This is a genomic window from Nonlabens sp. (genome assembly GCF_047636915.1).
Classification (GTDB): Bacteria; Bacteroidota; Bacteroidia; order Flavobacteriales; family Flavobacteriaceae; genus Nonlabens.
Genome location: NZ_JBLIGN010000035.1, coordinates 1 through 26,991, shown reverse-complemented (window position 1 = coordinate 26,991; position 26,991 = coordinate 1). Strand labels below are relative to the sequence as shown.

General features: G+C 36.2%; 26 protein-coding genes and 2 pseudogenes. 11 read left to right on the top strand and 17 right to left on the bottom strand.

Features of this window, described 5'->3' with window-relative positions; all coding sequences use genetic code 11:
* A pseudogene (locus tag ACJAT0_RS07285) lies at positions 1 to 333 on the bottom strand (tRNA modification GTPase); the annotation flags it as partial.
* Positions 334 to 761: 428 nt separating this feature from the next.
* Entirely contained in the window at positions 762 to 2,039 is a 1,278-nt protein-coding gene (locus ACJAT0_RS07280; RefSeq protein ID WP_374004428.1) for a DEAD/DEAH box helicase, read from the bottom strand.
* A gap of 765 nt (positions 2,040 to 2,804) precedes the next feature.
* Between ACJAT0_RS07280 and thrS the strand changes: the two genes are divergently transcribed.
* The 4 genes from thrS to rplT all read left to right on the top strand — a co-directional run bounded on the left by thrS (position 2,805) and on the right by rplT (position 6,399).
* A complete protein-coding gene (gene thrS, locus ACJAT0_RS07275; RefSeq protein WP_374004427.1) occupies positions 2,805 to 4,751 on the top strand; it encodes a threonine--tRNA ligase in 1,947 nt (648 codons plus the stop codon).
* 55 nt (positions 4,752 to 4,806) lie between these two features.
* Complete coding sequence (gene infC / locus ACJAT0_RS07270; RefSeq protein WP_374004430.1) at positions 4,807 to 5,319, top strand: translation initiation factor IF-3; 513 nt, start codon at positions 4,807 to 4,809, stop codon at positions 5,317 to 5,319.
* A gap of 430 nt (positions 5,320 to 5,749) precedes the next feature.
* Positions 5,750 to 5,947 (top strand): 50S ribosomal protein L35, encoded by a 198-nt coding sequence (rpmI, locus tag ACJAT0_RS07265; RefSeq protein WP_374004426.1) that lies wholly within the window; start codon positions 5,750 to 5,752, stop codon positions 5,945 to 5,947.
* Between the two features lie 107 nt (positions 5,948 to 6,054).
* Positions 6,055 to 6,399: a 50S ribosomal protein L20 gene (gene rplT, locus ACJAT0_RS07260; RefSeq protein ID WP_293764281.1), complete on the top strand. Its 345-nt coding sequence runs from the start codon at positions 6,055 to 6,057 to the stop codon at positions 6,397 to 6,399.
* Between the two features lie 179 nt (positions 6,400 to 6,578).
* On the opposite strand, the gene ACJAT0_RS07255 is transcribed toward rplT, so the two are convergent.
* Positions 6,579 to 7,574: a DUF6588 family protein gene (locus tag ACJAT0_RS07255; protein ID WP_415181137.1), complete on the bottom strand. Its 996-nt coding sequence runs from the start codon at positions 7,572 to 7,574 to the stop codon at positions 6,579 to 6,581.
* A 138-nt stretch (positions 7,575 to 7,712) separates the two neighbouring features.
* Positions 7,713 to 7,883: a hypothetical protein gene (locus ACJAT0_RS07250; protein ID WP_415181136.1), complete on the bottom strand. Its 171-nt coding sequence runs from the start codon at positions 7,881 to 7,883 to the stop codon at positions 7,713 to 7,715.
* Positions 7,884 to 7,968: 85 nt separating this feature from the next.
* Here ACJAT0_RS07250 and ACJAT0_RS07245 point away from each other — a divergent pair, with 85 nt between their 5' ends.
* Entirely contained in the window at positions 7,969 to 8,646 is a 678-nt protein-coding gene (locus ACJAT0_RS07245; RefSeq protein ID WP_415181135.1) for a methyltransferase, read from the top strand.
* Between the two features lie 32 nt (positions 8,647 to 8,678).
* Here the strand turns inward: ACJAT0_RS07245 and ACJAT0_RS07240 are convergent.
* The 5 genes and pseudogenes from ACJAT0_RS07240 to ACJAT0_RS07220 all read right to left on the bottom strand — a co-directional run.
* Positions 8,679 to 8,828 (bottom strand): annotated as a pseudogene (locus ACJAT0_RS07240) (hypothetical protein); the annotation flags it as partial.
* A gap of 404 nt (positions 8,829 to 9,232) precedes the next feature.
* Positions 9,233 to 9,769: a DUF4442 domain-containing protein gene (locus tag ACJAT0_RS07235; protein ID WP_415181134.1), complete on the bottom strand. Its 537-nt coding sequence runs from the start codon at positions 9,767 to 9,769 to the stop codon at positions 9,233 to 9,235.
* A gap of 663 nt (positions 9,770 to 10,432) precedes the next feature.
* Complete coding sequence (locus ACJAT0_RS07230; protein ID WP_415181133.1) at positions 10,433 to 11,668, bottom strand: hypothetical protein; 1,236 nt, start codon at positions 11,666 to 11,668, stop codon at positions 10,433 to 10,435.
* Positions 11,669 to 11,718: 50 nt separating this feature from the next.
* Positions 11,719 to 11,907 (bottom strand): hypothetical protein, encoded by a 189-nt coding sequence (locus ACJAT0_RS07225; protein ID WP_415181132.1) that lies wholly within the window; start codon positions 11,905 to 11,907, stop codon positions 11,719 to 11,721.
* 95 nt (positions 11,908 to 12,002) lie between these two features.
* Positions 12,003 to 12,158 (bottom strand): hypothetical protein, encoded by a 156-nt coding sequence (locus tag ACJAT0_RS07220; RefSeq protein ID WP_374003101.1) that lies wholly within the window; start codon positions 12,156 to 12,158, stop codon positions 12,003 to 12,005.
* Between the two features lie 512 nt (positions 12,159 to 12,670).
* Here ACJAT0_RS07220 and ACJAT0_RS07215 point away from each other — a divergent pair.
* Positions 12,671 to 14,311, top strand: a complete 1,641-nt coding sequence (locus tag ACJAT0_RS07215; RefSeq protein WP_374003100.1) for a SulP family inorganic anion transporter — start codon at positions 12,671 to 12,673, stop codon at positions 14,309 to 14,311.
* Positions 14,312 to 14,633: 322 nt separating this feature from the next.
* On the opposite strand, the gene ACJAT0_RS07210 is transcribed toward ACJAT0_RS07215, so the two are convergent.
* On the bottom strand, positions 14,634 to 15,797 hold the full coding sequence (locus ACJAT0_RS07210) for an aspartyl protease family protein (protein ID WP_415181131.1): 1,164 nt from the start codon (positions 15,795 to 15,797) through the stop codon (positions 14,634 to 14,636).
* 115 nt (positions 15,798 to 15,912) lie between these two features.
* Between ACJAT0_RS07210 and ACJAT0_RS07205 the strand changes: the two genes are divergently transcribed.
* Together ACJAT0_RS07205 and ACJAT0_RS07200 are read left to right on the top strand one after the other, a co-directional pair.
* Positions 15,913 to 17,541 carry an acyl-CoA carboxylase subunit beta gene (locus ACJAT0_RS07205; RefSeq protein WP_374003098.1) on the top strand — a complete coding sequence of 543 codons (1,629 nt, stop codon included), beginning with the start codon at positions 15,913 to 15,915 and terminating at the stop codon, positions 17,539 to 17,541.
* A 193-nt stretch (positions 17,542 to 17,734) separates the two neighbouring features.
* Complete coding sequence (locus ACJAT0_RS07200) at positions 17,735 to 18,535, top strand: alpha/beta hydrolase (protein ID WP_415181130.1); 801 nt, start codon at positions 17,735 to 17,737, stop codon at positions 18,533 to 18,535.
* A 282-nt stretch (positions 18,536 to 18,817) separates the two neighbouring features.
* On the opposite strand, the gene ACJAT0_RS07195 is transcribed toward ACJAT0_RS07200, so the two are convergent.
* The 4 genes from ACJAT0_RS07195 to ACJAT0_RS07180 all read right to left on the bottom strand — a co-directional run bounded on the left by ACJAT0_RS07195 (position 18,818) and on the right by ACJAT0_RS07180 (position 21,410).
* Positions 18,818 to 18,982: a hypothetical protein gene (locus ACJAT0_RS07195; protein ID WP_415181129.1), complete on the bottom strand. Its 165-nt coding sequence runs from the start codon at positions 18,980 to 18,982 to the stop codon at positions 18,818 to 18,820.
* Positions 18,970 to 19,671 (bottom strand): ABC transporter ATP-binding protein, encoded by a 702-nt coding sequence (locus ACJAT0_RS07190; protein ID WP_415181128.1) that lies wholly within the window; start codon positions 19,669 to 19,671, stop codon positions 18,970 to 18,972. Before ACJAT0_RS07190 ends, ACJAT0_RS07195 begins: the two co-directional genes overlap by 13 nt.
* A 163-nt stretch (positions 19,672 to 19,834) precedes the next feature.
* Positions 19,835 to 20,458, bottom strand: coding sequence for an O-methyltransferase (locus ACJAT0_RS07185; RefSeq protein ID WP_415181127.1), 624 nt, complete (start codon positions 20,456 to 20,458; stop codon positions 19,835 to 19,837).
* A gap of 199 nt (positions 20,459 to 20,657) precedes the next feature.
* Positions 20,658 to 21,410 carry a thioredoxin family protein gene (locus ACJAT0_RS07180; protein WP_415181126.1) on the bottom strand — a complete coding sequence of 251 codons (753 nt, stop codon included), beginning with the start codon at positions 21,408 to 21,410 and terminating at the stop codon, positions 20,658 to 20,660.
* 274 nt (positions 21,411 to 21,684) lie between these two features.
* On the opposite strand from ACJAT0_RS07180, the gene mazG reads away from it, so the two are divergent.
* Together mazG and ACJAT0_RS07170 are read left to right on the top strand one after the other, a co-directional pair.
* Complete coding sequence (mazG, locus tag ACJAT0_RS07175; RefSeq protein ID WP_415181125.1) at positions 21,685 to 22,458, top strand: nucleoside triphosphate pyrophosphohydrolase; 774 nt, start codon at positions 21,685 to 21,687, stop codon at positions 22,456 to 22,458.
* 556 nt (positions 22,459 to 23,014) lie between these two features.
* Entirely contained in the window at positions 23,015 to 23,200 is a 186-nt protein-coding gene (locus ACJAT0_RS07170; RefSeq protein ID WP_415181124.1) for a hypothetical protein, read from the top strand.
* A gap of 92 nt (positions 23,201 to 23,292) precedes the next feature.
* Here the strand turns inward: ACJAT0_RS07170 and ACJAT0_RS07165 are convergent, their stop codons facing one another.
* Positions 23,293 to 23,463 carry a YqaE/Pmp3 family membrane protein gene (locus ACJAT0_RS07165; protein WP_415181123.1) on the bottom strand — a complete coding sequence of 57 codons (171 nt, stop codon included), beginning with the start codon at positions 23,461 to 23,463 and terminating at the stop codon, positions 23,293 to 23,295.
* Between the two features lie 220 nt (positions 23,464 to 23,683).
* On the opposite strand from ACJAT0_RS07165, the gene ACJAT0_RS07160 reads away from it, so the two are divergent.
* A complete protein-coding gene (locus tag ACJAT0_RS07160) occupies positions 23,684 to 24,382 on the top strand; it encodes a hypothetical protein (RefSeq protein ID WP_415181122.1) in 699 nt (232 codons plus the stop codon).
* A 244-nt stretch (positions 24,383 to 24,626) separates the two neighbouring features.
* On the opposite strand, the gene ACJAT0_RS07155 is transcribed toward ACJAT0_RS07160, so the two are convergent.
* Both ACJAT0_RS07155 and purB read right to left on the bottom strand, forming a co-directional pair.
* Positions 24,627 to 24,779 (bottom strand): YqaE/Pmp3 family membrane protein, encoded by a 153-nt coding sequence (locus ACJAT0_RS07155; protein WP_415181121.1) that lies wholly within the window; start codon positions 24,777 to 24,779, stop codon positions 24,627 to 24,629.
* Between the two features lie 40 nt (positions 24,780 to 24,819).
* The gene (purB, locus tag ACJAT0_RS07150; RefSeq protein ID WP_415181120.1) at positions 24,820 to 26,160 is read right to left on the bottom strand and encodes an adenylosuccinate lyase; all 1,341 of its coding nucleotides are present in this window, start codon (positions 26,158 to 26,160) and stop codon (positions 24,820 to 24,822) included.
* Between the last annotated feature and the right edge of the window lie 831 nt (positions 26,161 to 26,991).

Here is a 26,991-nt window from a genome sequence, read left to right as displayed (position 1 = left end):
TTCTTTTTTGAAAAGGGGACTTTTATCATAGCTTAGTAGATTGAATTTATTGCTAGATCTATCAATTTGAACGCTTGCTCTTATATATTTTGAAACATTGTTGATCCCAAATTCCTTAACAGATTCATTGTTCATGCTCTCTTTTTCTGACTCTTTTGTTTTCTTATATTCAAATTCCAGCGGATTATTTTTCCAATCAACATTTCTAATTAAGCCCTCCGTTTTTTGGTTCGCATTATCAATATAGTAGCCTTTAATAAATGATATTTGTGAATTGCATTTTATGGAAGAAAAAATTCCAACGATTAAAAATAGGATATAAAATTTATTCATTTATTGACTGTTTTTATAATTTTTTACAATTTTTATTGCACATCCTATTCAAATCTGATCCGCACTGATCCTTAAAAAAAAAGCTAATTGATAGGGTTTTCTCACCATTTACTTATAAGACAAATCTAAGTCATTAAGGATCGTAAAAAACCATTACATCCATTTTTAAGTGGTAGTGTAAGGACTAAAGTCCTGCCCTTTATTTTTATTTCAGTGTAAAAACAGGCTATAATCATAGGTTCACTTCGATCCCTAAAGTGCCCTAATTTATTTCACTGGTTCCTATAAAAGAATCTGTCGTGGTGAGCGTTTTCCTTCCAGTAAATTAGAGCTTTAATTGAATAACAAAAGAAAAGCTACACCATAAAAAAGCCTTTTATCATTTGATAAAAGGCTTTAAATCTATGGACTCTATTTAAGAACCTTGATTATCTACTGCGGTTGCGATTTCCCCCACCGCTTCTCGATGATGTGTTACCGCTTCCGCTCTTAGGTTTGTTGTTTCTTCCCTGAGGACGACCACGACCGCCGCCGCCTTGTTTCTTTAAACTCGGCTCTGCTGCGTCTTCCATTTTGAATTCAAAATCGTGTACTTCTACTACAGGAATACTCGTTCTTATTAATTTCTCAATGTCTTTTAAGAAAGGACGTTCTTCTAACATACAGAAGGAAACGGCAAGACCGCTTGCTCCAGCTCTACCAGTTCTTCCTATCCTATGGACATAAGATTCTGGTACGTTAGGTAGATCGTAATTCACTACGTAGTTCAATTCATCAATATCAATACCACGAGCAGCAATATCTGTTGCTATAAGTGCGTGAAGGTCTCCGTCTTTAAATTGCTGTAATGCTCTTTGACGCGCAGCCTGAGATTTGTTCCCATGAATAGCGGCACTTTTAATACCCGCTTTATCTAGGTCTTTCACAATCTTATTTGCTCCATGCTTGGTTCTAGAAAAAACTAATGTGGCGTCGTTCAACTCATTACTTAATAAATCGATCAAGAGTTTGGTCTTGTTCATTTTATTAACGTGATAAATGCGTTGTTCTACTTTTTCGGCAGTTGTTTTTTCAGGCTCTATAGTTACTCTTTCAGGGTTTCCTAAAATTTCGTTAGAGAGTTTTACAATGGCGCTAGGCATTGTTGCACTAAAAAACAGAGACTGTCTTTTTTGAGGTAAAATCTTCAACAACTTTTTGATATCATGGATAAAACCCATGTCCAACATCTGGTCAGCCTCATCCAGCACAAAATGCTCGATATGATCTAAAGAGATGTAGCGTTGATTGATTAAATCGAGCAACCTTCCTGGAGTAGCCACTAATACATCAATTCCTTGATGTAATGCATACACTTGAGAAGTCTGTTTTACGCCGCCAAAAATCACCGTATTTTTAATATCGGTATATTTTGCGTAGGCCGTAAAATTCTCACCAATTTGAATAGCTAGCTCTCTTGTAGGAGTAACCACTAGCGTTTTGATGCGCCTTTTACCTTTTGGCGGTTGGCGGTTGTATAAATCTTGAACTATTGGAATGGAAAACGCGGCAGTTTTACCGGTTCCAGTCTGTGCACAGCCTAATAAATCTTTTCCTTCTAATAATATGGGGATGGCTTGTGCTTGTATGGGTGTAGGACGTTCATATCCTTGGTCTTGCAAAGCTCGCAAGATGGGTTCTACTAACCCTAATTCTTTAAATGTCATGTATTCAATTAAGCGGTAAAGGTAAGCTATTGCACGAGTTTAACTATATAAGTATGCTTTTCTTAACGATATACCGATAATGTTCTTGATGTTTGATGTTTGTTGCGCTTTCGCGAAAGCGGATTTATCATCCCAATCCCAGCCCTAGCAAAATTTTGGAATGATCCTGGGAAACACCATACTGGCGCCATCTTCAGACAAAGTATCTTCCTCCTGAAAAGGCGCGTCATTCTCGTCACAGCAACATATTATTGCTTCTAAATTCAGGAATGTTTCTTAGGTATAACTACTAGATTCTTGAGGGATTCCAAAGAGAACAAGCTCAGGACCCTAAGATTCGTAAACCATGCCTTGATGCCATCCACCTAACTAGAAATAATAATAGCAATTAGTATCTTGTGGATCCGTATTGATTTCGGCAATTATAGGTCTTCCTAATAAGCGTTTTTGTTTTCACATCTTATTAGGGTTAGGAAACGGAAACATCAAATAGCTGTCATACCATTACCTCGCGCTAAAGGCTAGGTTTCTTTCTCGTTTCTAAAAGGTATAGGTCTCTTCACAAGACGGAAAGCAGTATCGTATTTCTAAATATAAAATACAAATCTTTTGGTTTGGTATTTCTCTAAAAATAGGAGGGAAATCAATTGAATTTCAGCAGAATCATTCAGAAATAAAAAACAATCAGAAAACGTAAAAACTGTTCGCATTCATACGGCTGATTTTCTCTAAAGTGTTTACCTTTACCGCTCATATTTTGTAGTTATGATTAAAATCACTTTGCCCGATGGCAGTATTAAAGAAATGGAAAGCGGCACCACTCCTATGGACGTGGCGATGAGCATTTCACATGGGCTCGCTCGCAATGTCATAAGCGCAAGCTTCAATGGCATTAAAGTGGAGGCCAAGACACCTCTTGTAGAAGAGGGTAGTTTGGTTCTTTTTACTTTTAGCGATCCTGAAGGTAAGGAAGCTTTCTGGCATTCTACTTCTCATATTATGGCGCAAGTCATTGAAGAATTATTCCCTGGAGTAAATCTAACGATAGGGCCTGCCATAGATAACGGTTTTTATTATGATATTGATTTTAAAGAGCACTCGATTTCTGAAACTGATATTCCTAGAATAGAGGCGCGCATGCTAGAAATAGCTCGTGGAAAACATGAGTTTACGATGCGCAGTGTTTCAAAAGCAGCTGCTATTCAATTGTACAAGGATCAAAACAATCCTTTTAAAGTAGAATTGATTGAAAATCTTACAGACGGCGAGATTACTTTTTGTGATCACGATACGTTTACAGACCTTTGTCGTGGTGGTCATGTTCCCAATACGGGAATTATCAAAGCGGTAAAAGTAATGAGTATAGCTGGTGCTTACTGGCGTGGAGATGAAAAAAACCCACAATTGACTCGGCTTTACGGTACTTCCTTTCCTAAACAAAAGGACTTAAAAGAATACCTAGAATTATTAGAAGAAGCAAAAAAACGGGATCATAGAAAATTAGGTAAAGAGTTACAATTGTTTACTTTTTCTCAGCGTGTAGGTCAAGGTCTTCCCCTATGGTTGCCTAAAGGGGCCGCTTTACGGGAGCGTTTAGAAGACTTTCTAAAGAAAGCTCAGAAAAAAGCGGGTTATGAAATGGTAGTGACACCGCATATAGGTTCTAAAGAACTTTATGTTACCTCGGGACACTACGAAAAGTATGGAGCAGATTCTTTCCAGCCTATAAAAACCCCTAATGATGATGAGGAGTTTTTGTTAAAACCTATGAATTGCCCGCATCACTGTGAAATATATAAAAGCACACAATGGTCCTATAGAGATTTACCGAAGCGTTTTGCAGAATTCGGTACGGTTTATAGGTACGAGCAAAGTGGTGAGCTTCATGGGTTGACACGTGTGCGTGGTTTTACACAAGATGATGCTCACATTTTTTGTATGCCAGAACAACTAGACAAAGAATTTAAGGCAGTAATTGATCTGGTTATGTATGTGTTCGGTTCGTTAGGATTTGAAAATTTCACTGCACAAGTGAGTATACGTGATCCTAAAAAGCCGGAAAAATACATAGGTGACACAAAAAATTGGGAAATTGCAGAAAATGCGATCATCAGCGCAGCAAAAGACAAAGGTTTAACTTATGTAATTGAAGAAGGAGAAGCTGCCTTTTATGGTCCTAAATTAGACTTTATGGTGAAGGATGCGCTAGGAAGAAGCTGGCAATTAGGAACAATTCAGGTAGATTATAATTTACCAGAGCGTTTTGATTTAACCTATAAAGGATCTGATAATGAGTCTCATAGGCCAGTTATGATTCACCGTGCTCCTTTTGGTAGTATGGAGCGATTTATTGCTATTTTATTAGAGCATACAGGCGGTAATTTCCCACTGTGGCTGATGCCGGAGCAGTGTAGCATTTTATCTCTCAGCGAGAAATACGAAAATTATGCTAAACAGGTAGCAAATTTGTTAGAAATTAACGAAATTCGCACGACGGTTGACAACCGAGCTGAAACCATGGGTAAGAAAATTCGGGAGGCAGAGATGAACAAATTGCCGTACATGCTCATCGTAGGTGAGCAGGAAGAAAAAGAAGGCAGCATTTCTGTGAGAAAGCATGGTGGAGAAGACTTGGGAAGCATGAGTATTGAAGCATTTACAGCACTCGTGCAAAAAGAAATCTCGGAAACAATAAAAACATTTGAAGTTTAATTAAAATTATATAGTCATAGCAATACGTAGACGCAGAAGCCGTGGTCCGGCTCGAATTATCAAGGAAGACAAGCACGCAATCAATGAAAAGATACGTGCCAGAAAGGTGCGCCTTGTAGGCGACGGAGAGCCTCGTGTCATAGATACACGAGATGCCCTTAAAGAAGCACAAGAAAAAGAGCTTGACCTTGTCGAGATCTCTCCTAACGCTGACCCACCTGTTGCAAAAATCATGGACTATAAGAAGTTCGTCTATGAACAGAAAAAGCGCGAGAAAATAATCAAGGCAAATGCCAGCAAAGTGGTTATTAAGGAAATCCGTTTTGGACCCAATACAGATGACCATGATTACGAATTTAAAAGAAAGCATGGCGAGAAGTTCCTTAAGGAAGGATCTAAGTTAAAAGCTTATGTATTTTTTAAAGGTCGTTCTATTATATATAAAGATCAAGGAGAGATCTTATTGTTAAGACTGGCCCAAGATCTGGAGGAACTGGGTAAAGTAGAACAAATGCCTAAGATGGAGGGAAAACGTATGAATATGTTTATTGCTCCTAAGAAAAAATAACAATTACTTATTCATCTTTGCTCCAACAGCAAATGTGATATGACCTTACCCGTAAAGATAAAAGACTGTTTCTTAATAGAAGCAGTCTTTTTTGTTTCTCACAGCCTTTATAAGTCTCGAATGGACACCAACTATTTTCTTTGTAAACACGACTATACGGATAGTTATACAGGTTTTTTTCAAGTCGATTACTGTTTTTGTTGAACTATCGCTTCTAGCGGTATTAATTGAAATAATCTAGATGAATAAATCAGTGATTTATCACACAATTTCCAAATAAAAACCTATTTTTGCGATCCTTAATAAAGTAATGTCTGCGGGTCCTGTTTCGTGGTTTTTAATCTTTTTTTGAAAGAGGTTGAATAGGATATGGAATAGAGTGTCGCAAGAGTATCAAATTAAGGAATGCGAGAATTAAAAAAAGGAAATTATGCCTAAGATGAAAACAAAATCTAGTGCTAAAAAGCGTTTTAAGCTTACTGGCTCTGGAAAGATCAAAAGAAAACACGCTTTTAAAAGTCACATCCTGACTAAAAAGAGCAAGAAACGTAAGTTAGCTTTAACGCACTCTACATTAGTGCACAAAGCAGACACACCAAATATCAAGTTACAGTTGCGTCTTAAGTAAGACCTCATTGTAAGCCTTGATGGTTTATTAATTCACATTATAACCCGATAGTAGTGCACAATAAAAGAGTCTAGAAGTAGATCGCCTGCTGTTAAAAAATTAAAATTATGCCAAGATCAGTAAATGCCGTAGCTCGTAGAGCTCGAAGAAAAAAAGTCCTAAAGCAGGCAAAAGGTTATTTCGGACGTCGTAAAAACGTTTGGACAGTAGCAAAAAACGCAGTTGATAAAGCAATGTCTTATTCTTACCGCGATAGAAGAAACAAGAAAAGGTCATTTCGTAGATTGTGGATCACGCGTATCAACGCTGGTGCTCGCATGCACGGTATGAGCTACTCCGTATTTATGGGAGCTGTTAAAAAGAACCATATCGAGTTAAATCGTAAAGTTCTTGCAGATCTTGCCATGAATCACCCAGAAGCTTTTACAGCTGTAGTAAATAAAGTAAAATAATAAAGGTGTAACAACCTCTCGCAAATAGAAAATCCCCATCAGTAATGATGGGGATTTTTTTATGGATCTGCTCTACATCATGTCTGGAGTATATGAGGGAGGATCTTTTATAGGAATATGGATAAGTGTTCCGCTTTCGCGAAAGCGGAATCCTCATAAGCCCTAAATAAGTAAAAAGCTTAATTGATGTTGTAAACACCGCTAATATTAAGGTTGACAAATTGTCCTGCGCTTAATTGAGTGTTCAAATTCCATTTAGGTGCCAGTTGGTAGGCTGCTCCAAGATCTACTTTGAAAGAATGCTCGGTCTCGCTAAGCGTGGTAAGCACATTATTGAAAAGGTCAAAAAATATACTGCGTTCTCCCGTAAGACTGTAATCTACCCAACTCGTGTTGTAGTTGAGCGCAGTAGAAAAAGACCATTTATCCACATTTTTACTGGCAACAATACCTGCGTTAATAGAGTGAAAATCAATAAGCGACCCATCAATAATAGCTAGCGGTGCACCACCGTCCGAAGGCTCTAGATCAAGTGGTTCATCATATTTAAGATTGAGATCAGTCAGGTTATAATTGGTATAAAGAGCAATCTCCACATTGCGTTTTTCTTTGAAGAGATATTGAGACAGATTGTGTTTAAGACCAATTCCATAAACCGCATAACTTGATTTCCCAATGGTGACTTCTGGCACGATTCTCAACGTAACTTCAGTTTCTTGCCACAACCCTATCTGGCCTTGTACGTATGGAAGGGCAAAGAAGTCACTATTTAATCCAGAAAAAGCTTGAAACTCATAGGTTGCTCCATCAATATTAAAATCAAAAAAGGTGCGACCGCGACCACCTAGAGTCGTAGGGATCGAAGCTTGATCTCCATCTCGTATATCTAAATTGATAAAATCAGAATTTCTTACGGTAAAACTCTTTTTGTTAGCAGGAAAAGGAAGCCCACTTATTCCTAAAGAAACAGTTGCTTTGAATTTATCTAAGGATTTTGCCGTATGAAACCAGCCCGCACCGGTCTGCATTACACTGGCCTCTGTAGCAGGATTGTTAAACCCATCTAGAATAAATAGGATATCAGTCAATACATTTTCTACATCGTTTTGTGCATTTGCTTGATGTAAACCAATAAAATAAAATAAAAATAAGCTAAGTAAGTAATGATTTTTCATAAAATAGATTAGGGTCAAATGTACAACTGATATGTGTGATTTAGGAAGTAGTGTTTATGAATATATTCGGGTGCTTCCTTTTTATCTGGAGTGTTTAACTGGAATCTTAAATTCGTGATTTTCGTCTGCTTTTGAATTCTATTTTATTCTGATTTTCAAAGTGTCTGTTTCTAAATAGTTGCTACGGACTTTTATTTTTGTTATCCATATTCCGCCATTACCTCCATTGCTGCTTATCTCGGCGCCACTTGCAGTAAAATCTTTAGTTTCTATATTTTTCAATAATAAGGCAGCTTGTGTATAAGTCACAATTTGTATGTTTGTGACGATCACTCGACACTTTTATATGCCTTACACATACTTTTTAATTTTAAAATAGATTCATGCAGTATTTATGAATAAGAAAGATCTTAAAACAGAAAACAGAAAAAAGTCATGGCCTACTAAAGATGCTATGGAGCAGGTTTATGAATTAGGGCTTTGGGGTACTAATGATTCTAATTTCTATTCAGGTATAGGTTCTCATCATCCAGCTATTATACAACCCTATATAAATGCCGTTAAGTCATTTTTGAAATCTTTTGAAAATCCTTTAGTTGTTTGCGATCTGGGATGCGGTGATTTTAATGTAGGTAAGGAGTTAGTAGGACATGCAAAGAATTATATAGCTGTAGATATTGTAGCTGACCTTATTAAGCGTAACAGAAGAATATTTCAAGAAGAAAGTTTAGAATTCCATTGTTTAGATATCGCTGTAGATGATTTGCCTCAGGGAGATTGTGCTTTATTGAGACAAGTATTACAACATCTATCGAATGCTGAAATACAAAACATATTAAGTAAGTTGACGGCCTACACCTATATTATTCTAACAGAACATGTACCTGAGGGAGATTTTACTTCCAATAAAGATATCATTTCAGGTCAAGGAACTCGGTTGAAAAAACAAAGTGGTTTAGATGTGCTGGCTCCACCGTTCTCTTTTAAGGTCAAAGAAGTACAGCAACTTCTTGTCGTTTGTTTAGAGGATCAAAAAGGAATTATTGTTACTTCGCTTTATAAGGTTTATTGAATAAGCTTGGCAAACGCTATATTGTCTCGTAGTTACTTTTCTGTGATTTTTATCTTAGTATTCAATTCTAGTAGCTTTTTTACAAATGTATCATTTGTATTTGGACTGATGCAAATTCCATTGTATCTCCGGTTTTTTTTGATCAATCCCTTTCTGGCAGTTGCGGGTTTTAATTCAGACCAAAGTTTTTTTTCTTTTTATGACTTCTCTTATCTGCTCCATCTTAATTGTGCCGCTAATTGGTCCGTTCTTGTACTTCAAATCTGTAGGAGTCATTTTCTATGATGTATCGAGATACAATCACATTAAAGACCTACAGTTAATATTCCTATCACATTGGTCCATATAAACTCAAAATTTAAAAATAGCATAAAAGTAAATTTGCCAAACAAAAGTCCAATAATGAATCCGCTAGATCCAAATACAATTAGTTGTAATAGGATCTCTTTCCTGCTTTTAAATTTCATCAGTAGCCTTGTTTGTCAATTTTATAACAGTATAGTTAAAGTTACTGTACGGCTCAATTAAATCAAAAAGGATAACAATTCACAAAGAAATAAAATATTTTATAAATTCAATGGGGCAACTATGTATGTGTTTTACGGGAAACGGACTGGCGTTTTTTAGTTTTATAAAATTCTTTATCTGCTACATAGATTGTTTTATCTATTTCGCAATAGACTTTAATTCCTTCTTTATTGGTCAGTTTTATAAACTTGACAATTTCAATTTCGTTCTCATTCTTAATTTGCTCTTTAATTTGGAGCAGTTCTTTTTCGGTGTAGGTAAAGGTTGCGTATAGGTTTTCTTTAGCTGGTTTTTTAAATTTGATCTGAGCAGCTTTATCCCAAACTACATAGTCATTTCCTATTAAGTTAATGAGTTGGAACATGGGTATGGGATCTACAGAAGCGTACATACTGCCTCCAAAAATAGAACTCATGTAGTTTTTATTCTTCCAGCTAAGCGGTAGTTTCATCTTTACATTCAATAAATCTTCTGATACAAAGATGATTCTCGCGGTGCTTTTTCGGTACATCGGTGACCAATTTAATCCGTATTTAAAAAGCGTTGCTTTAGAAAAAAATCGTTCTCCAGTTTTGTATAGTTGGTTATAAGTCAAGGTTTATTTTTTATGTGGCAGGCAGCGTAAGATATAAAAGAACCACGTAATAATCTAGTTTACTTCAAGCGTTATAACGTACTAAAGGAGCAAGTAAAAACCATTTTTTTTATTTGATTTTGTAGTTTTGTGATATCCATTTTGGAGACGGTTGACAACTTTATGCTGATACTTTAAGTGTTTTTAGCTCCAAGGTTTTAAAGTCTGCAATTCTAATAATGATATTCCTATTTAATTTTTTAATTAAGTGTTCTAGGCTTTTCAAAAATAAAATAATTAAGTAAAACTGCTTGTTTTGAGGGATTTGTTTCTTGCAAATTATTTTAAGGCATATTTTTACTCGCAAGATATATAAGCGAAGTTTGCGAGTTCTGTCATTCAAGTTCCCAAATAATATGTAACAGGTTCTTCTCAATTACTTTCTTCTTTCCACTTCTCTCTTGTTATTAATAATTTCTTCTCTAGGAAAACATAAATATCTAGCTTTTGAAATAAGAGGAACAAATAAAAAACGACCTGTTTACTATCGAGTGAAAATAAGAATTAGATTTTCTGTGCTAGAGTTTTTTTAAGTTTCAGCGGGGTACCGCATATTTTTATACTTCGGTACGTTCATCAAATACTCGGTGTAGTGTTTAGGAAAATAAAAATGCTGTAAAGGCATCACAAAGGAATTTGCAAAGAAATACCAGTTTCTAAATCTGGCGCATTATTCACGCTAAAATCTTGTTTGAGATAAACGGTGTAAGAAATAGAAGGTCTAGCATGTGTGTATAAAAAAGACCAGCTGCTCAGATTTTCAATAAGAGTTGTATAGCCATAATGCCAACCTTGATTAATGGCTGCATAATCTCCTTTGAGATGGAAGTAATCTGCTTCTTCTTTTTTGAAATAGGAAGTTTGATTTTGATAGTTGATTCCCAGTATGTTTTGATTGTTTTCTTTAGTGCGATGTGTCCATTGGAACATGACTTCCCCGGAGCCTAGAAACCTATTATTTCCAAGGTCAAGATTATCATTTCCATCGATTGCATTTTTATATAAAACGCTATAACCCAAACCAAGCCAAATATCGCTTTTAGGATTTAAGCGGTATTTTTTCATAGAATTGATTCCTATGCCTATATCAAGAGAATTATTATACTTACTCGTATTCCAGCCTAGTTGGGATTGAAAATTGAAAAATAAATGACGCGCGTTCCATTCTTCAAACTTAGGATAATAGGTATGCGATAATTCTAATCCACCGAGGATCATGTCGCCTACTTGCAGGTGTAAGTTTTTCCCATTGCGGTCGGTGTAATCTACCGCTACTTTATTCACGCCATAAAACCTCCTGCCAAAAGGGTCTTCTCCACCGGCTATATTGCTATGGAACCATTCTATAGATGCATCATTTGTAAATGGCGAGTTTAAGAAATTACCTTTCACAGTTTGAAAAGCTCGCAAACCTATTTTGATTTCGTTGCGTTCATTTAACGGTAGGGTTAGTGCTGGACGATACACTTTATATACCGCATCAATTTCAATGTCCATAATTTGTGCTGGAGTCGTTTCTTGATCAATAAAATCAAATACTCTAAAATACCAAGTTTGGTTTGCAAAGCGATCTCTAACCAATCTGTTTTCAGGAAGAAAAGATTGTACTGGGGCCTGAAAAACATTGCCAGATTGCATTTCTAGATGCAACTGAAGATGAGTACTAGAACGAATCTTAAAATTTTGCGTCATGCGAGAAGAAAACAGCCCAAAATGATGCGTCGAAGCAAGGTTAGGTTTTAGGAGCCCATTCATCTCCACTATTAAAGAGTCTGTCTGCCCCCATAATTGCAAACTACAAAGCACTAAGAATGCCACCGAAAAAATCTTGTACGTATTGTAATTCTGGAAATAGCTCATACGGTAAAAATATTCTTTTAAATAGACAGTTAGGTGCTATCTTTTTTATTTTAAAAGACAGATGTATAGGTAGCTCGCTTTCGCGAAAGCTGAATTTCCAAGATCAATCCAAAATCTGCTATAAATGCAGAATAACCGCTTCCAAATACAAATTGATCATTTTCATTGTTTGTCTCAACTGCAGCTTGAGCATAGGCACAAACTTCATTTGCGGTAATCCTGTCACCTAAAAGAATCACAACTGTCTCGCAATTTTACTGAATCAGAGAAAATAGTTCCTGCACTTTGCAGGTATTCGAGCGTGATGCCACCTTATAAGAAATGGTATTCACCATTATAAAGCACTGCGCCATAAGTTAGCTCTATCTACGTCGATGGTGCGGTTAAGGTGCTCCATATCTATACGAGAATTGTTGTCTGTCGCGTCATCATCAGGAAGAGGTTTATATAATCCTCCATGAATTCTATTGATGTTCACGAATCCACTCATTCGAAAACCTATGGCTTGTGGGTACTAGGTTAACCATTACTGAAGGACCTAAAACAGCGCTATTGCGATACTTATTATTTGCTTGACTAGGAAAATTTTGGCCATGAGTATCAAAATTAAAACCATCTGGATCTTTAATAAGGGTGGACAGACCTATACCAAAGTAATCTACAGCAGCCTCAGTGTTTGCTGTAGAGGACGGATATTTGCTCGAAAACAGCGGTCCTTTATAGTTGCAGGCTTGTAACTAAAACGGTTAATTCCTGAGAAATTAGCTAGTTTTAATTAGAGAAATACCTGGCAAATAGGCTTGAAGTAGAGAGGGTCTCGATGAGCTAGGATAAAAATAGTTTTATAAAATACTTAATTGCTTCCTTGTAAAATCAGGAATTGTGCAAACGCAGTAACATGCCATTTGTAGGGTATTTATCTATCAAGTTATTTGGTAACGTATAAGACTCTATGTTTCATTCATAAAAACGTACTTTTGCACGCTCAAAAAACCAAGCATTATGCGCAGGATCTTCAATAATTTTACTAAAAACCCTAAAGATGATATCCTTGCAGGAATTACCGTTTCTTTAGCGATGATTCCAGAGGTAGTTGCCTTTGCTTTTGTGGCAGGAATAGATCCGTTGGTGGCTTTATCTGGCGCGTTTATTTTAGGTTTGATCACAGCTCTTTTTGGTGGTAGACCTGGGCTTATTTCTGGTGCGGCTGGGGCTGTTGCTGTAATTTTTGTCGATTTAATAATTAAAGGTCACGAAAGAGGATTGCTTCTGGAAACTCCTGTGGAAAACATGGGGTTCTATTATTTATTTGCTGCTGTCATTCTTATGGGTTTGATTCAAATTCTTGCGGGTGTTTTCAAGATTGGTAAATTTGTACGCTTGATCCCGCACCCTGTAATGATGGGATTTGTAAATGGTCTGGCTATAGTCATCTTTTTAGCTCAGGTTGAAATGTTTTCGCATAAAAACCTTGTTGTTGGAGCTGACGGTGTAAAAAAATATGTAAGTACATACATGCAAGGAACAGAGTTATGGATCATGATAGGACTTGTGTCGTTGACTATGGGTATCATCTGGTTACTGCCTAAACTCACTAAGAAAATTCCAGCCGCACTTACTGCTATATTAGCAACTACCGCAGTAGTAGTATGGAGTGGTATGGACGTGAGCACGGTAGGTTCTTATATCATAGAAGGTGGAGGGACAGGTCTTAAAGGAGAGATTCCTACACCTAATTTGGGGCTTTGGGAAAATCTACCTATAGGTTTTGATACCTTTAAATTCATTCTTCCTTATGCTTTTCTTGCTGCTGCGGTAGGGCTTATTGAGTCATTAATGACCATGAATCTGGTAGATGAGCTCACAGAAACTCGAGGTAGTGGAAATCGGGAGTGTGTGGCTCAAGGTGCTGGAAATATAATCAGCGGTCTTTTCGGAGGTACTGGTGGTTGTGGAATGATAGGTCAGACGGTAATTAATATAAATGCTGGTGGACGTGGTCGTCTTTCTGGTGTGATGATGTCCGTTACCTTATTGGTATTTCTATTATTCACAGATAAGTTAATTGAACAAGTGCCTATATCAGCTTTAATAGGAGTGATGTTTATGATGGTTATTGAAACTTTTGCTTGGTCTAGTTTTAGAATTTTGCGTAAAATTCCGCTTTCAGATGCTGTAGTTTTAGTTATCGTTTCTTTGGTTACTGTATTTTTTGATTTAGCTATCGCTGTATTTGTTGGTGTTATTATATCTGCACTAGTATTTGCTTGGGAAAGTGCCAAACGTATTAGAGCTCGTAAAAGCATTAAAACTGATGGAACTAAAGTATATGAAATCTGGGGACCATTGTTTTTTGGTTCTGTGACTGATTTTAATATGAAATTTGATCCTAAGAACGATCCAGTTAAAGTAGAGATAGATTTTATAGAAGCTCGAGTGCAAGATCATTCTGGTATAGAGGCGTTAAGAGGTATTGCTAATAAGTACCTTGATCTAGGAAAAGAAATCAAACTCACACATTTAAGTCCAGAATGTAAAGAATTGTTGATGCGTAACAATCCAGAATTTGATGCGATTATAGAAAGCAGTATAGAAGATCCACGATACCATATCGCTACGGATTTAATGGACGCTGAGGTTTAAAACCAAAAGGAATTGCTTGTTCAAGCACCGTACAAATTGGAGCAAAGCCTTCGTTTAGTACTTACTCAAAGGAATAAAATTAATTCCAGGACAGATTCTTGACTGGAGTTTGGATTGAGTAGAAGTCAGGTACACGAACATTCCTATATAGAACGGCACGCTATAAAAGAACTGATCGGTCGAGTAGGGAACAGATCTCAGTAACGTTTGCGTCGAGACCTTACTTTAAGGGAAGAAGCTCACATCCAGTACAGAAGTTCCTGACTACCTTTAGAACGTAAATATTTTACCATCCGGGTGTTATATGAAAACTTCTCAGATGTTATTTTATAAGTTCTAGTATTTTTAAAGTAGTTGTCAATTCAATGTCATTTCGTAAATAGACAATATTCAAACTTTCGACATCTTTATAATTAATAGCACTCCATTTCTCACAAGCATTGCTATCGGTTATATTTTTAAGGTCAAAATCATTTATGGATAAGAGTACATCACCTAACTGTAGATCAATAGGGAACTCTTCTATCAAGCTAGTTACTTGTGCTTTGTTCTCCTTAATTCTGAACGTAAAGCCAAAAGAATTGAGCTCTGTTTTTTCAAATTCTTTTAGCTTTTTGAGGTAGATTTTTTGAGTTGTCCAGTCCATAACTACGTCGTGTTTATTCATGAATTTATTTCCTATCAGGTTACCAAAATCTAAATCCACCACTTGCGCACCCATTTCAATAGAGCCTATTCTCAAACTATCTGTTTTTATAGTTCTTATAGTAGTAGAATCTAAAACTCCATAAAGACCTATACCCGAATTGCCATATTTTGTAAATCCATTTGCTTCTTTGAATTCGGCTAGTTCTCTGTCAACGTCTATATGACCGCTGAAGCCAGTGTCGTATATAAATAGGGATTTTAATCCATTTACATGACCTCGTAAATACGGTGTTTTGGTATGAGATACCAGAAAGGATAGCGTATCCGTATAGGTAGTTAAGTCATAATGAGCGAGTTGGTCAGTAATGGTAATTTCATGATTTTGATAATCAAATTTCCAATGGGATTTTGCCATTTGATTAGAGCCTATGATACCATCTATTCCTATACAATCAAACTCAAAAACATTCCTCAAATCGGCTACTATCGCACCTGTGTTATGATATGTTAGGTTCCCTATTTTTATTTCTGGAACAACGACTAGTTTTTGGCTATTAATTTGTCCTTGAGAATCCTTAACAACAATATAATCCATCGGTTCTATTTTTAAGTCTTCATAAATGGCATTAGAAATAACAGTAGGCGCTCCGGTGTCCACTAAAAAGTTATATGTTCTAGAATGAATCTCTACTTCAACAATCGCATAGTTATAATCATAATTAAAGGGTATGATTTCTTTATAATCAATGTTGGTTAGAGTTCCGTTATTAAAAATTTTAGATAATCCGCCACAACTTACAAGGACTAGAATAAAAATGAGGTAAGGTGTTTTTTTCATGGAAATAAATAGGTAGCTAAAGATAAGTCAGCTTTGAATTCCGCTTTCGCGAAAGCGGAAATATTCACATACTTATAACATCTAAAATCGCTATTTTTGAACAAAGACTTATTACATGGATTTAGACTTCAATAAAAACGAAGATCACAATAAAATGCTGCTTTCTGACCTGAGAAGAAAGTTTGCGCAAGTTGCACTGGGTGGCGGAAAAAAACGCATTGAAAAATTACATGCAAAGGGTAAGATGACCGCTCGTGAGCGCATTGACTACCTCGTTGATAAGCCTGAAGATTGTATAGAAATTGCTGCTTTTGCAGGTGACGGAATGTATGAAGAACACGGTGGATGCCCTAGTGGTGGTGTGGTAGTAAAAATAGGTTATGTTCAAGGCCGTCAAGTTATTGTAGTAGCAAATGATGCGACCGTAAAAGCGGGTGCTTGGTTTCCTATTACAGGTAAGAAAAACCTGCGAGCTCAAGAAATTTCAATAGAAAACAGACTGCCTATTATTTATCTTGTGGACAGCGCAGGAGTTTATTTGCCGATGCAGGACGAGATTTTTCCAGATAAAGAACATTTTGGACGCATATTTAGAAACAACGCTGTGATGAGCAGTATGGGAATTACTCAAATTGCGGCTGTGATGGGTAGTTGTGTGGCCGGTGGTGCTTATCTTCCTATCATGAGTGATGAAGCACTTATTGTAGATAAGACAGGAAGTATCTTTCTTGCGGGATCTTATTTAGTAAAAGCTGCTATAGGGGAAAGCATTGATAATGAAACATTAGGTGGTGCAACAACACATTGCGAGATTAGTGGCGTTACAGATTACAAAGCAAAAGACGATAAAGACGCGCTAGATAAAATCAAAAAAATATTTGATAAAATAGGTGATAGTGATAAAGCTGGTTTTAATAGAGTGGCAGCGCAACCACCAGAACTTGATCCAGAGGGATTATTCGGTGCGCTGCCTAGAGCTAGAAATGCACAATATGATATGATGGAACTCATCAATCGCATGGTAGATGCAAATTCTTTTGAAGCTTATAAAGATGGTTATGGCCAGACGTTGATCACAGGTTATGCACGTATGGACGGTTGGGCAGTAGGAATAGTTGCTAATCAAAGAAAGATCGTAAAAACTAAAAAAGGCGAGATGCAATTCGGTGGGGTGATTTATAGCGACAGTGCTGACAAAGCAACGAGATTTATAGCCAACTGTAACCAAAAGAAAATCCCTTTGGTTTTTCTACAAGATGTCACTGGTTTTATGGTGGGATCAAAATCAGAGCATGGAGGTATTATAAAGGACGGAGCAAAAATGGTAAATGCTGTTTCTAACTCAGTCGTTCCAAAGTTTACGGTTATTATAGGCAATAGTTATGGAGCTGGAAATTATGCGATGTGTGGTAAAGCTTATGATCCACGATTGATATTTGCATGGCCCACTGCTGAGCTGGCTGTAATGAGCGGAAATAGTGCCGCAAAAGTACTGATGCAAATAGAAAAAGCAAGTTTAGAGAAAGCGGGTAAAAAATTATCTGAAGAAGAAGAGAAAGCATTGTTTGCCAAAACAAAAGATCGCTATGATAAACAAGTTTCTCCTTATTACGCAGCTTCCAGAATTTGGACAGATGGAATAATTGATCCCCGGGATACAAGAAAGTGGATTTCTATGGGGATAGAGGCGGCAAATCATGCTCCTATTACTAAGGATTTTAACTTAGGGATTATACAAACGTAGAACTTACTGCGTTGGCAAAATAAGAATCAAGAAGATACTACTTGGACCGGTAGCTCTGCACCGGGTCATGCGGTGTGGAGCTTACCGCAGTGTGGAGACCTTACTCGACTTTAGGAATTTGTAAATTACAGTGATATGTAGTGGAAAGCAAAAAAGATGAAAATTGACTTGTGAAACTTAAAATAAGTAACTTATGAAGTGGATAAAGAGAATTTTAAAAGGACTTTTAATACTAGGTATAGCTGGCTACATTTCCATATGTAGCCTGTTGTATTTTTATCAAGAAAGCCTGCTTTTTATCCCTGAGAAATTAGAGCAAGATCATCAGTTTGTATTTGAGAATGAATTTGAAGAAAGGGATATCATTACCGATTCTGGTAACTCTATAAATACGTTATTGTTCAAGCGAGAAAACTCAAAAGGAGTTATCTTTTATTTACATGGTAATGCTGGTAGTTTGAGGTCTGTAGGGAATGTGTCAGAGCATTTCTTGCCATTGGGTTATGATATTTTTCTAATCGATTATGCAGGTTATGGTAAAAGTTCGAATGCGATAACAAGTCAAGAGGAACTATTTGAAGATACACAATATGTTTATGATGATCTTAAAAAAAGGTATTCTGAAGATAAAATTGTAGTTGTAGGATATTCTATAGGAACCGGTATCGCAGCACATCTTGCTTCAAATAACACTCCTTCTAAGTTGGTTCTTCAAGCACCTTATTACAGTATGATAGATTTGTCGCAACGTAATTATCCAGTGATTCCAACTTTTATCTTAAGATATGACCTAGCCACAAACGAGTATTTGAAGGAATGCGATATGCCGGTCTACCTTTTTCATGGAGTTGATGATCAAACTATTCCTATAGAATATTCTGAAATGTTGAGTAAGGAGTTGCACCTTCCTTTATATAAACTGGAAAACCAAGGACATAATGGTATAGGCAAGAATAAAGAAGCGTTGAAGCAATTATATAAGATATTGAATTGAACGTACTTACTAATTTTAAACACCTGACGCATCATTTATGGCCGCATTTGCAAAGGATGCACATCTGTTATTAGGTTGATATAAACGAAAAAGTTTTATAAATTTCAGTCAGTTATTACAAGGTATAGCCTAAACACATATCAAGAAAAAAGCAGCTTAGGCAGTTTTTTTTCTTTGATTAAACACCTAGTTTCAAACGATATTGATACCGTAATGAAAAGGCTCTTGGAAAGAAGTAAAAAAATAAGAACCCACTAAATCAATTATACACCAACTCAAATACTAGTCTTGATCTTCTCTTTTATCTCTAAGGCGTTGCTTAAAATTGCGACTTTTGCGGTCTTTAATGCTGCCTTGTTTTCCTTTATTCCAAAATAGAAATAAGAAAAACGCCAGTAAAACACCACCTATATAGATCCAGTCTTTATACTCCCTTAAGATTTCCATGGTTTATTTCTTATATCACTTTCTATCACTCCATCACGCAGCCTGATGACTCTATGCGCGTGCTCTGCAACTTCTTCTTCGTGAGTTACTACAATCATGGTGTTTCCATCCTTATGAATCTGATCAAAAAGAGCCATGATTTCGTTTCCTGTTTTAGAATCTAAGTTTCCTGTAGGTTCATCTGCTAGGATGATAGAAGGATGATTTACTAATGCTCTTCCTACGGCTACGCGCTGGCGTTGTCCACCAGAAAGTTGGTTGGGTTGATGGTCCATACGGTCTGCAAGGCCTACACTAGTGAGTACTTCTTTAGCTCGTGCCACTCGTTCTTTTTTAGACATACCTGCATAGATCATGGGTAAGGCAACATTATCTAAAGCGGTGGTTCGAGGCAAGAGATTAAAGGTTTGAAAAACAAAACCTATTTCTTTATTTCGAATATCGGCTAGTTGGTCATCATTAAGGCTAGAAACATCTGTGCCATTCAGCTTGTAGCTTCCTGCAGTAGGCGTATCCAAGCAGCCCAGTAAATTCATCAAGGTGGATTTGCCAGAGCCTGATGGTCCCATAAAAGCAATATAATCCCCTTTTTTAATCTCCAGATCAATTCCTTTTAATACATGAACGATTTCTTGACCCAGCTTAAAATCACGTATGATATTGCGTATTTCGATAACATTTTCACTCATGGAACTAAATTATGAATTTTAGACTGTAGGGGTATGACGCAGCAAAGCTTTTTTAGTTACAGAAAATTAATAATTGTTGCAAAGAGAAGTAGGGATCGATGGGTTGATCAAATATAGAATATAGATTTCGGTCTATATGGTTTTTTCCTACATCAGGTTTTTATCACAACTTTATATAAAACCGTTCTTGCAACTGTTCTTTGCGGAAGAATACCATGCCTAAATCAAAACAGTCTATACTTGCGGTCACTTGAGTGTGTTTACAAATTTGATTCCACGCACGAGTCATATCTATCGACCAGTAAATATCATCAAATACCACGACGGTATCGTTGTGTACTTTATCTAATATATTTTCAAAATACGACAGTGTTGCTTCGCCATCATGATGTCCATCTATATAAATGAGGTCGTAAATAACAGGTTTAGAAATTTGTTTTTCAAAAAAATCCTTGAACGTAGATTTTACAAAGCTCACATTTTTAAGACCTTTTTTTTTAAGGGTCTTTTTTGCAAATTCATAAACTTCAGGACTTCCTTCTATACTGGTGATTTGAGCACTAGGTCTTGCCGTTGCCATGGCATGAGTAGCTATACCTAGAGAGGTACCTAATTCTAGGACCTGGTTTACTTTAAAATAAGCACATAATCGGTAGAGCAATTGTGTGTCTTTTTCAGTACTGCAATTGTGCTGTAGAATGTCTTTTACCTGCCTATTATTAGATTTGAAAACCCTACTGCCAGCACCGTAATCTTTAACATAAAGACTTGTGTTAGATTCATGCATGCTTTTGCGAAAGTGGGTTAACTTCACATATTCTTCATTAAAAGAAGAGTCTCGAATGCATTCCTTTTCCAATTTAAAAATGAAAGGCGAATGGATGCCATGCAAGTGAAAGGACTTGATGAGATGAGAAAAGTAAGCAAATATGGAGTGCAACAATTTTTAGTTTTTTACCGCAGGAAATATGCCTTTATAATGGGCGTTATTCTGCTTCTATTTTATCAATAAGTTTTTGGATCGTCACGGTAGAGACCCCTTTGCGATCGGCTCCTTTTTTAACAGCTTTAGCGGTTTTTAAAGCCTCTTTATTTTCGCCTATTTTATGGAGTAGATGCGCTTTAGTTTGTAGGTTATAATTATTTTCTTCCAACTCAATAGAACGATTAATAAGTGTAATAGCACATGCAAGGTCCTTTTGATCAGTAAGGTTTTGATAGATTTTCCAGCTCAATTCATTTAACTGCTTTGTACTGTACCATAATTGTTCCAGGTTCTTTTTATTCAGGTTTTTATGTGTGCCTGCTACTATTTCATAGGTAGAGGGCTTCCCGCGATAGGGAAGAAGATCTCCTTTTACGGTCATGCGATCGTGGCGCTCTATGAGTTGCACCATTTCGTTGCGACGCATCACGCTGCTGCTTTGACCCAGTTTGCGACCGTTTTTGATATAAAAATAAGTAGGAATGGACCTTACTTTTAAGATATCGTCAGTGATATTATGATCGGTATTCATTTTATAGATGGTGACTTGTACTGTAGAATCCTCTGCAATGGACTTGATAACGGGTGACATATACTGACAAGGGCCACACCAGGGCGCTGTAAAATAAAGGACTTTGATTTGGTCATCGATTGCCATAACCGTTTCTTCCATGGTGGCATCAGTCACATAATCTTGTGCCTGCAAGCTGCTGGAAAGGAAAAGTAAAAAAGTAATTATAAATAGAACTCGCATCGGGTTGTTTTTGGTTTGTTACCAACTAATTTTATGTCCGTATTATTGTGGGGTGATTGCTTTGTGATAGTTTTGCTTTCGCAGCTTTTCATGGGTAGCATAAAATTTCTAGTTTCGCATTCGCACTGCATGAAGTGCGACATAAATTTTTCTAGTTTTGCTTTCGCGAAAGGGAAACTAGAAAAAGCTTTACAAATATAAACTTCAAAGCTCACTAAATAGGTATGGTGAGCATAGAGTTCCATCTAAATTTGATGTGTTTTAAAATAAATAAATGAATAATAGAAAAGAACAACTTGCCGCTTTAGACCGTTTGTTAACCATTATGGAGGAGTTGCGGGAGCAATGTCCCTGGGATCAAAAACAAACCTTAGAGTCACTGCGACACCTCACCATTGAGGAAACTTATGAGTTGGGAGACGCGATTCTGGATAAGGATATGGAAGAGATTCCCAAGGAATTGGGTGATTTGTTGTTGCATATTGTTTTTTATGCCAAAATAGGTTCTGAAACCAAGCATTTTGATATGGCGAGTGTGGCAAATGGTATTTGCGATAAGCTCATCTCACGCCATCCACATATATATGGAGATGTAGTCGTGAAGGATGAAGAAGAAGTAAAGGCCAACTGGGAGATGCTCAAACTAAAAGAAGGGAAAACCAGTGTGCTAGAAGGGGTGCCTAAGTCGTTACCTGCATTAGTAAAAAGCCAACGCATCCAGGACAAGGTCGCTGGAGTAGGCTTTGATTGGGAAAAGCCAGAACAGGTGATGGAAAAATTACAAGAGGAACTAAGTGAATTACAAGTAGAAATAGATGCAGGAGATCAAGATAAAATTGAAGCCGAATTTGGTGATGTACTCTTCTCCCTCGTTAATTACGGCAAACACCTGGGTGTGAATCCAGAGGATGCCTTAGAACGCACGAATAAAAAATTCATCAAACGCTTTCAATATCTAGAAGTTAAAGCTAAAGAAATAGGCAAGGAGCTGCGTGACATGACTTTGGCAGAAATGGATGTGTATTGGGAAGAGGCTAAGAAAGTGTAAGTTAAGATGAAGACAAAAGAAAAATTGTTAAGACAAAGGGTTCTTTCTTTTTTGAAAGGTAGGAAGGATTAAAAGCTTAAAACCCAAACTCTTTTTATGTTTTGGCTATTGTCATACTTTTTTTTATAAACGATCATGGCTTTTTGAAAGTTATGTATCACTTTTTCTAGTAATTTATTTTAGGTGTTGCTATTATCTGAGCACTATTTGTTAGCGCATATTTTAAAGAAGCTCCGCTAGTCAAGACGTTGATTAAAATTAATAAAATGTTAGATTTATGTATTAGTAAAAAACTTTCTTATGATCTGCAGAATCTTGGAAGGTTTAGGAATCCTTACTTTATTAAGCACTATAATTGACTTATAGCATTCTTGTCATTTAGAATTTGACGGAGATGATTTATTCATTGACATAGTTGTAGTAGGGCATTTGTTTTTTTAATATCGATCGCTATAAACGGTAAAATAGAAATCTGTCTACAGACAAAAGCCTCAAAAAAGATTTCTTGTGGTTCAGAATAACGAACTTCATTTTATAGAATAGGAATTTACCTAGGATGCTTCCATATCTGATTTCAAAAAAAATAGAGATCAGCTATAATAAAATCTCAGCAATTGCAAAGGACGGTCGCCGCGATCGGTTAGGTGGTTATGAAATGAGTAATGGAACTGTTCTTAATCTTGGGGCATTCCTTGAAAAACGACTGTCAGAAGTAACCTTAGAGATGCTATTTAAAAAATAGATTGACAAACATCAATTATATAAGATGGCTATCAATCTTTCTGTTTACGTTGTAAAATTTAAAGTTCAAAATTTCAGAAACTAGTATTATTTCTATAATATTTGATTTTGTTTAGAAGTCAGATAAAAGGCGTGAATTATGCCAGGTATAAAAAAAAGCATTGTAAAAATAATGTTAATTCCAAGGTCATTACCAAAACCTCGCTTTCTAAAAATACTTATTGGTGGTGCAAGAATGTTTAAAATAATGGTTAATATACTCATTTTTTTTTACGTCAAAGCTAAAGCGTAAGACAAAAAATATATGTTAAATTCAAACTAAAGCTATTTTAATTTTACACTGGTTTATATATTTAATTCAGTGGGACGAATCGATTAAAAATTTAATTTCAACAGCTCTTATTTATAAATTTATTCTTCAATTATGATGAGTCGATTTGTTTCAATAAACACACTATTGTTATCTTTAACTAAAATTTTGAAGATGAAAAAAATTCTATTTATTTTATTATTTGTTACAGGTTGGTGCTCGAGCTCCCAAATTATTATAACTCCTAATCCAGTTGATATCAATTATGGAATAGTGACTGTTACATATGGATCTAATAATGATTACAGCCTATTTGATCCCATGGGAAATCCGTCTTTATTATTATATACAGGCCTACAAACTGATGCTGATGTTGCCACATGGGATTACCATGATGACTTTAATGATACAAGTACTTACATACCTTTTAATTATGACGGTGCTGCAAATGCTTATGTAGCACAAATTGATGTAGCAGGAAGAATGTACCAAGAAGAACCCAGCTTGAATAATGTCACCCTTCCGGCAAATACAGTGGTATATGACTGGTATTTTATCATCATTACACCAGATTTAACAAGGCAAAGTGCTGATTTAAAAGGATCTGATTTTGGATGGCAAGCAGCAATATTGAGTAATGACAGTTTTAAAGAGTCCAACTTTACCGTAAAATCTGTGAAAAACCAGCTTTATTTTGACAGTGCAGATTTCTATTCTATTAAAACATATAACTTACAAGGTCAGCTCGTACAAGACATCAATAGAAAATATGTGGGAGGTTGGTTGGATATGAGTTTCCTCAAGAAGGATCAATTGTATATTTCTAAAATCACTTCTTCAAGCGGTTCTATTGTGTTGAAGCATATTCATTAGGCGGTCGTATGTAGTGTTCATTTACTTATTACAAGTAGCCTACAGCATCGTATTGAAATGCAGCTTATATATCACACAAGTGGCTTTGAATGGCATTTTGGTGCTATAAGAAAGCTCGGAGCTCCGCTAACGTATCATTCGATTAAGCAACGCGAGTTTTTTATTTAGGAGTAAAAGAGCTAATTCTCATTAAATAAATAACGACTTGCTGCACCTCTTTACTATTTATTAAAGAACTTCTAAATTACGGTTTTGAAGTCATGTAAAAAGCGTGAATGATTCCTGGGATAAAAAACAAAAATGTTAAGATGATACTGATGGTTAAATCCTTACGAGCGATTTTGTTTAAGACTAAGCTTACAGGTGGAAGAACTATGTTTAGTATAATGGTTAACATGCTCATGGTTTTTGCTTTTTAAATTAATAAAGTTTACTTCCTAAATTCCAGTAAAAGTACTTGGGGTAATCACTCTCATTTCAGCTTTTATGTCTTCAGTTACGTTTAGAGTTTCAATAAAGTTTGCTATACTTTCCCCAGTGATTTTTTCATTCGTACGAGTCAGCTCTTTTAAAGCTTCGTATGGATTAGGATAAGCTTCCCGACGCAAAATAGTTTGTATGGCTTCAGCAACGACGGCCCAATTATTTTCTAGATCCTGAGCAATTTTAGACTCATTTAACAGCAGCTTCCCAAGTCCTTTTAAGGTGGCCTTGAAGGCAATAATCGTATGAGCAATAGGTACGCCTACATTTCTTAACACCGTAGAATCTGTTAAATCGCGTTGTAGTCTGGAGATCGGTAATTTTGCTGATAGATGCTCAAAAAGAGCGTTTGCGATCCCTAGGTTTCCTTCAGAGTTTTCAAAGTCAATAGGGTTTACTTTATGTGGCATAGCGCTAGAACCTATCTCGCCATCTTTAATTTTTTGTTTGAAGTAGTCCATCGATATGTACGTCCAGATGTCTCTGTCTAAATCTATAAAGATGCTATTGATTCTCTTTAAATTATCAAAAAGAGAAGCCATATGATCGTAATGTTCTATTTGTGTGGTTGGGAAACTGTGTTTTAAGCCCAAACGGTTTTCTACAAAGTCTTTACCGAATAGCTGCCAGTTAATTTGTGGGAACGCCACATGGTGGGCATTGTAATTACCGGTTGCTCCACCAAATTTTGCTGCATGTTGCACTTGCTCGAGCATGTTCATTTGCTCTTCAATACGCACTACAAATACATAAAATTCTTTTCCTAATCGTGTAGGAGAGGCAGGCTGACCATGCGTACGCGCTAATAAAGGAATATCTTTCCAGTTTTTTGCCAGTCTATTGATCTCATCTCTCACTTCTTCCAGTTCTGGCAAATACACATTTTCTATAGCATCTTTAATCGAAAGTGGAATGGCAGTGTTATTGATGTCCTGAGAGGTCAATCCAAAATGAATAAATTCTTTATGAGCCGATAAGCCCAAATGGTCAAATTGTTCTTTTAAAAAATACTCCACTGCTTTAACATCATGATTGGTGACCTTTTCTATGTCCTTAATACCCTGTGCATGCTCATCGTTAAACTTGCGGTACAAATCCCTTAATTTCTCTTGTGTTTGCTCTGGAAGTGGTCGTAGTTGCTGGATTCCGCTTTCGCTTAAAGCTATAAAATACTCTACTTCTACAAGAACGCGGTAACGTATAAGTGCAGATTCAGAAAAATAGTGGGCAAGGGGCTCGACTTTAGAACGGTAACGTCCATCGATAGGAGAAATAGCTTGTAAAGCAGTAGGCATAACTTAAGTCTTTAAAGCATGCTAAATTAAGGTTTTAATACCAATTAAATTTTAAAATTTGGTGTAAATAAATAGAGTTGTTTTTTTGTGAAATCAAGGTCAAAATATAGGTTTAACTAAAGTGGTTGTTTTTTTTAACTAACAAATGTTTAAAAGAAATGATTTTCACTAAATCTTTCGAAGTCTAATAAATACAGTACTTGAGTTGGCTTGAATCAGGCCTCTGGTTTTACTGAGATGCTATGAACGCTGGATGTGAAATCGTTGCCTAACCTTCTTGATTTTTTTGTTGACCTACAGGAACTAATTCTAGGCAGATCTACTTATATTCTTTTCCAAATTCAAAACGCTTATAAATCGAATAGATCTTGTTTGCAGTCTTTTGAGTTTTTATTAGATCATGAAAATACGTATCTACGAATGGCGCACGAATAGGTTTGACTAATAGTACTTGAATAACAGGTGCTTTCTTTTTGCAATATTTTCTAGTCATTACGCTCCCTATTTTACACATGGAACGCAGCTCAGAAGAATGGAGTTCTAATTTATACAATTTTCAAGTCTTTATTAAAAGGCGTAATCAGGCTTTTTCATGCAGTAAAAAGGATGGCTCAAGATTTCAACAGGCCTGAGGAGAAACACTATTTTCTAGTGTGCAGTACCCAATTAGTTCTGGGAATAGTTTAAATGGAACCCTTGCTTGGCCTAATTCTACTCGTTCATTTTTGTAAGCCTTAAGGTTTTCGAGAGTTTGTTTTAAGTCTTAGTAATTCATAAATTACATTTACAGCATCGCTCGTATACCTAATATTCTAACGAACTAGTCTTTGT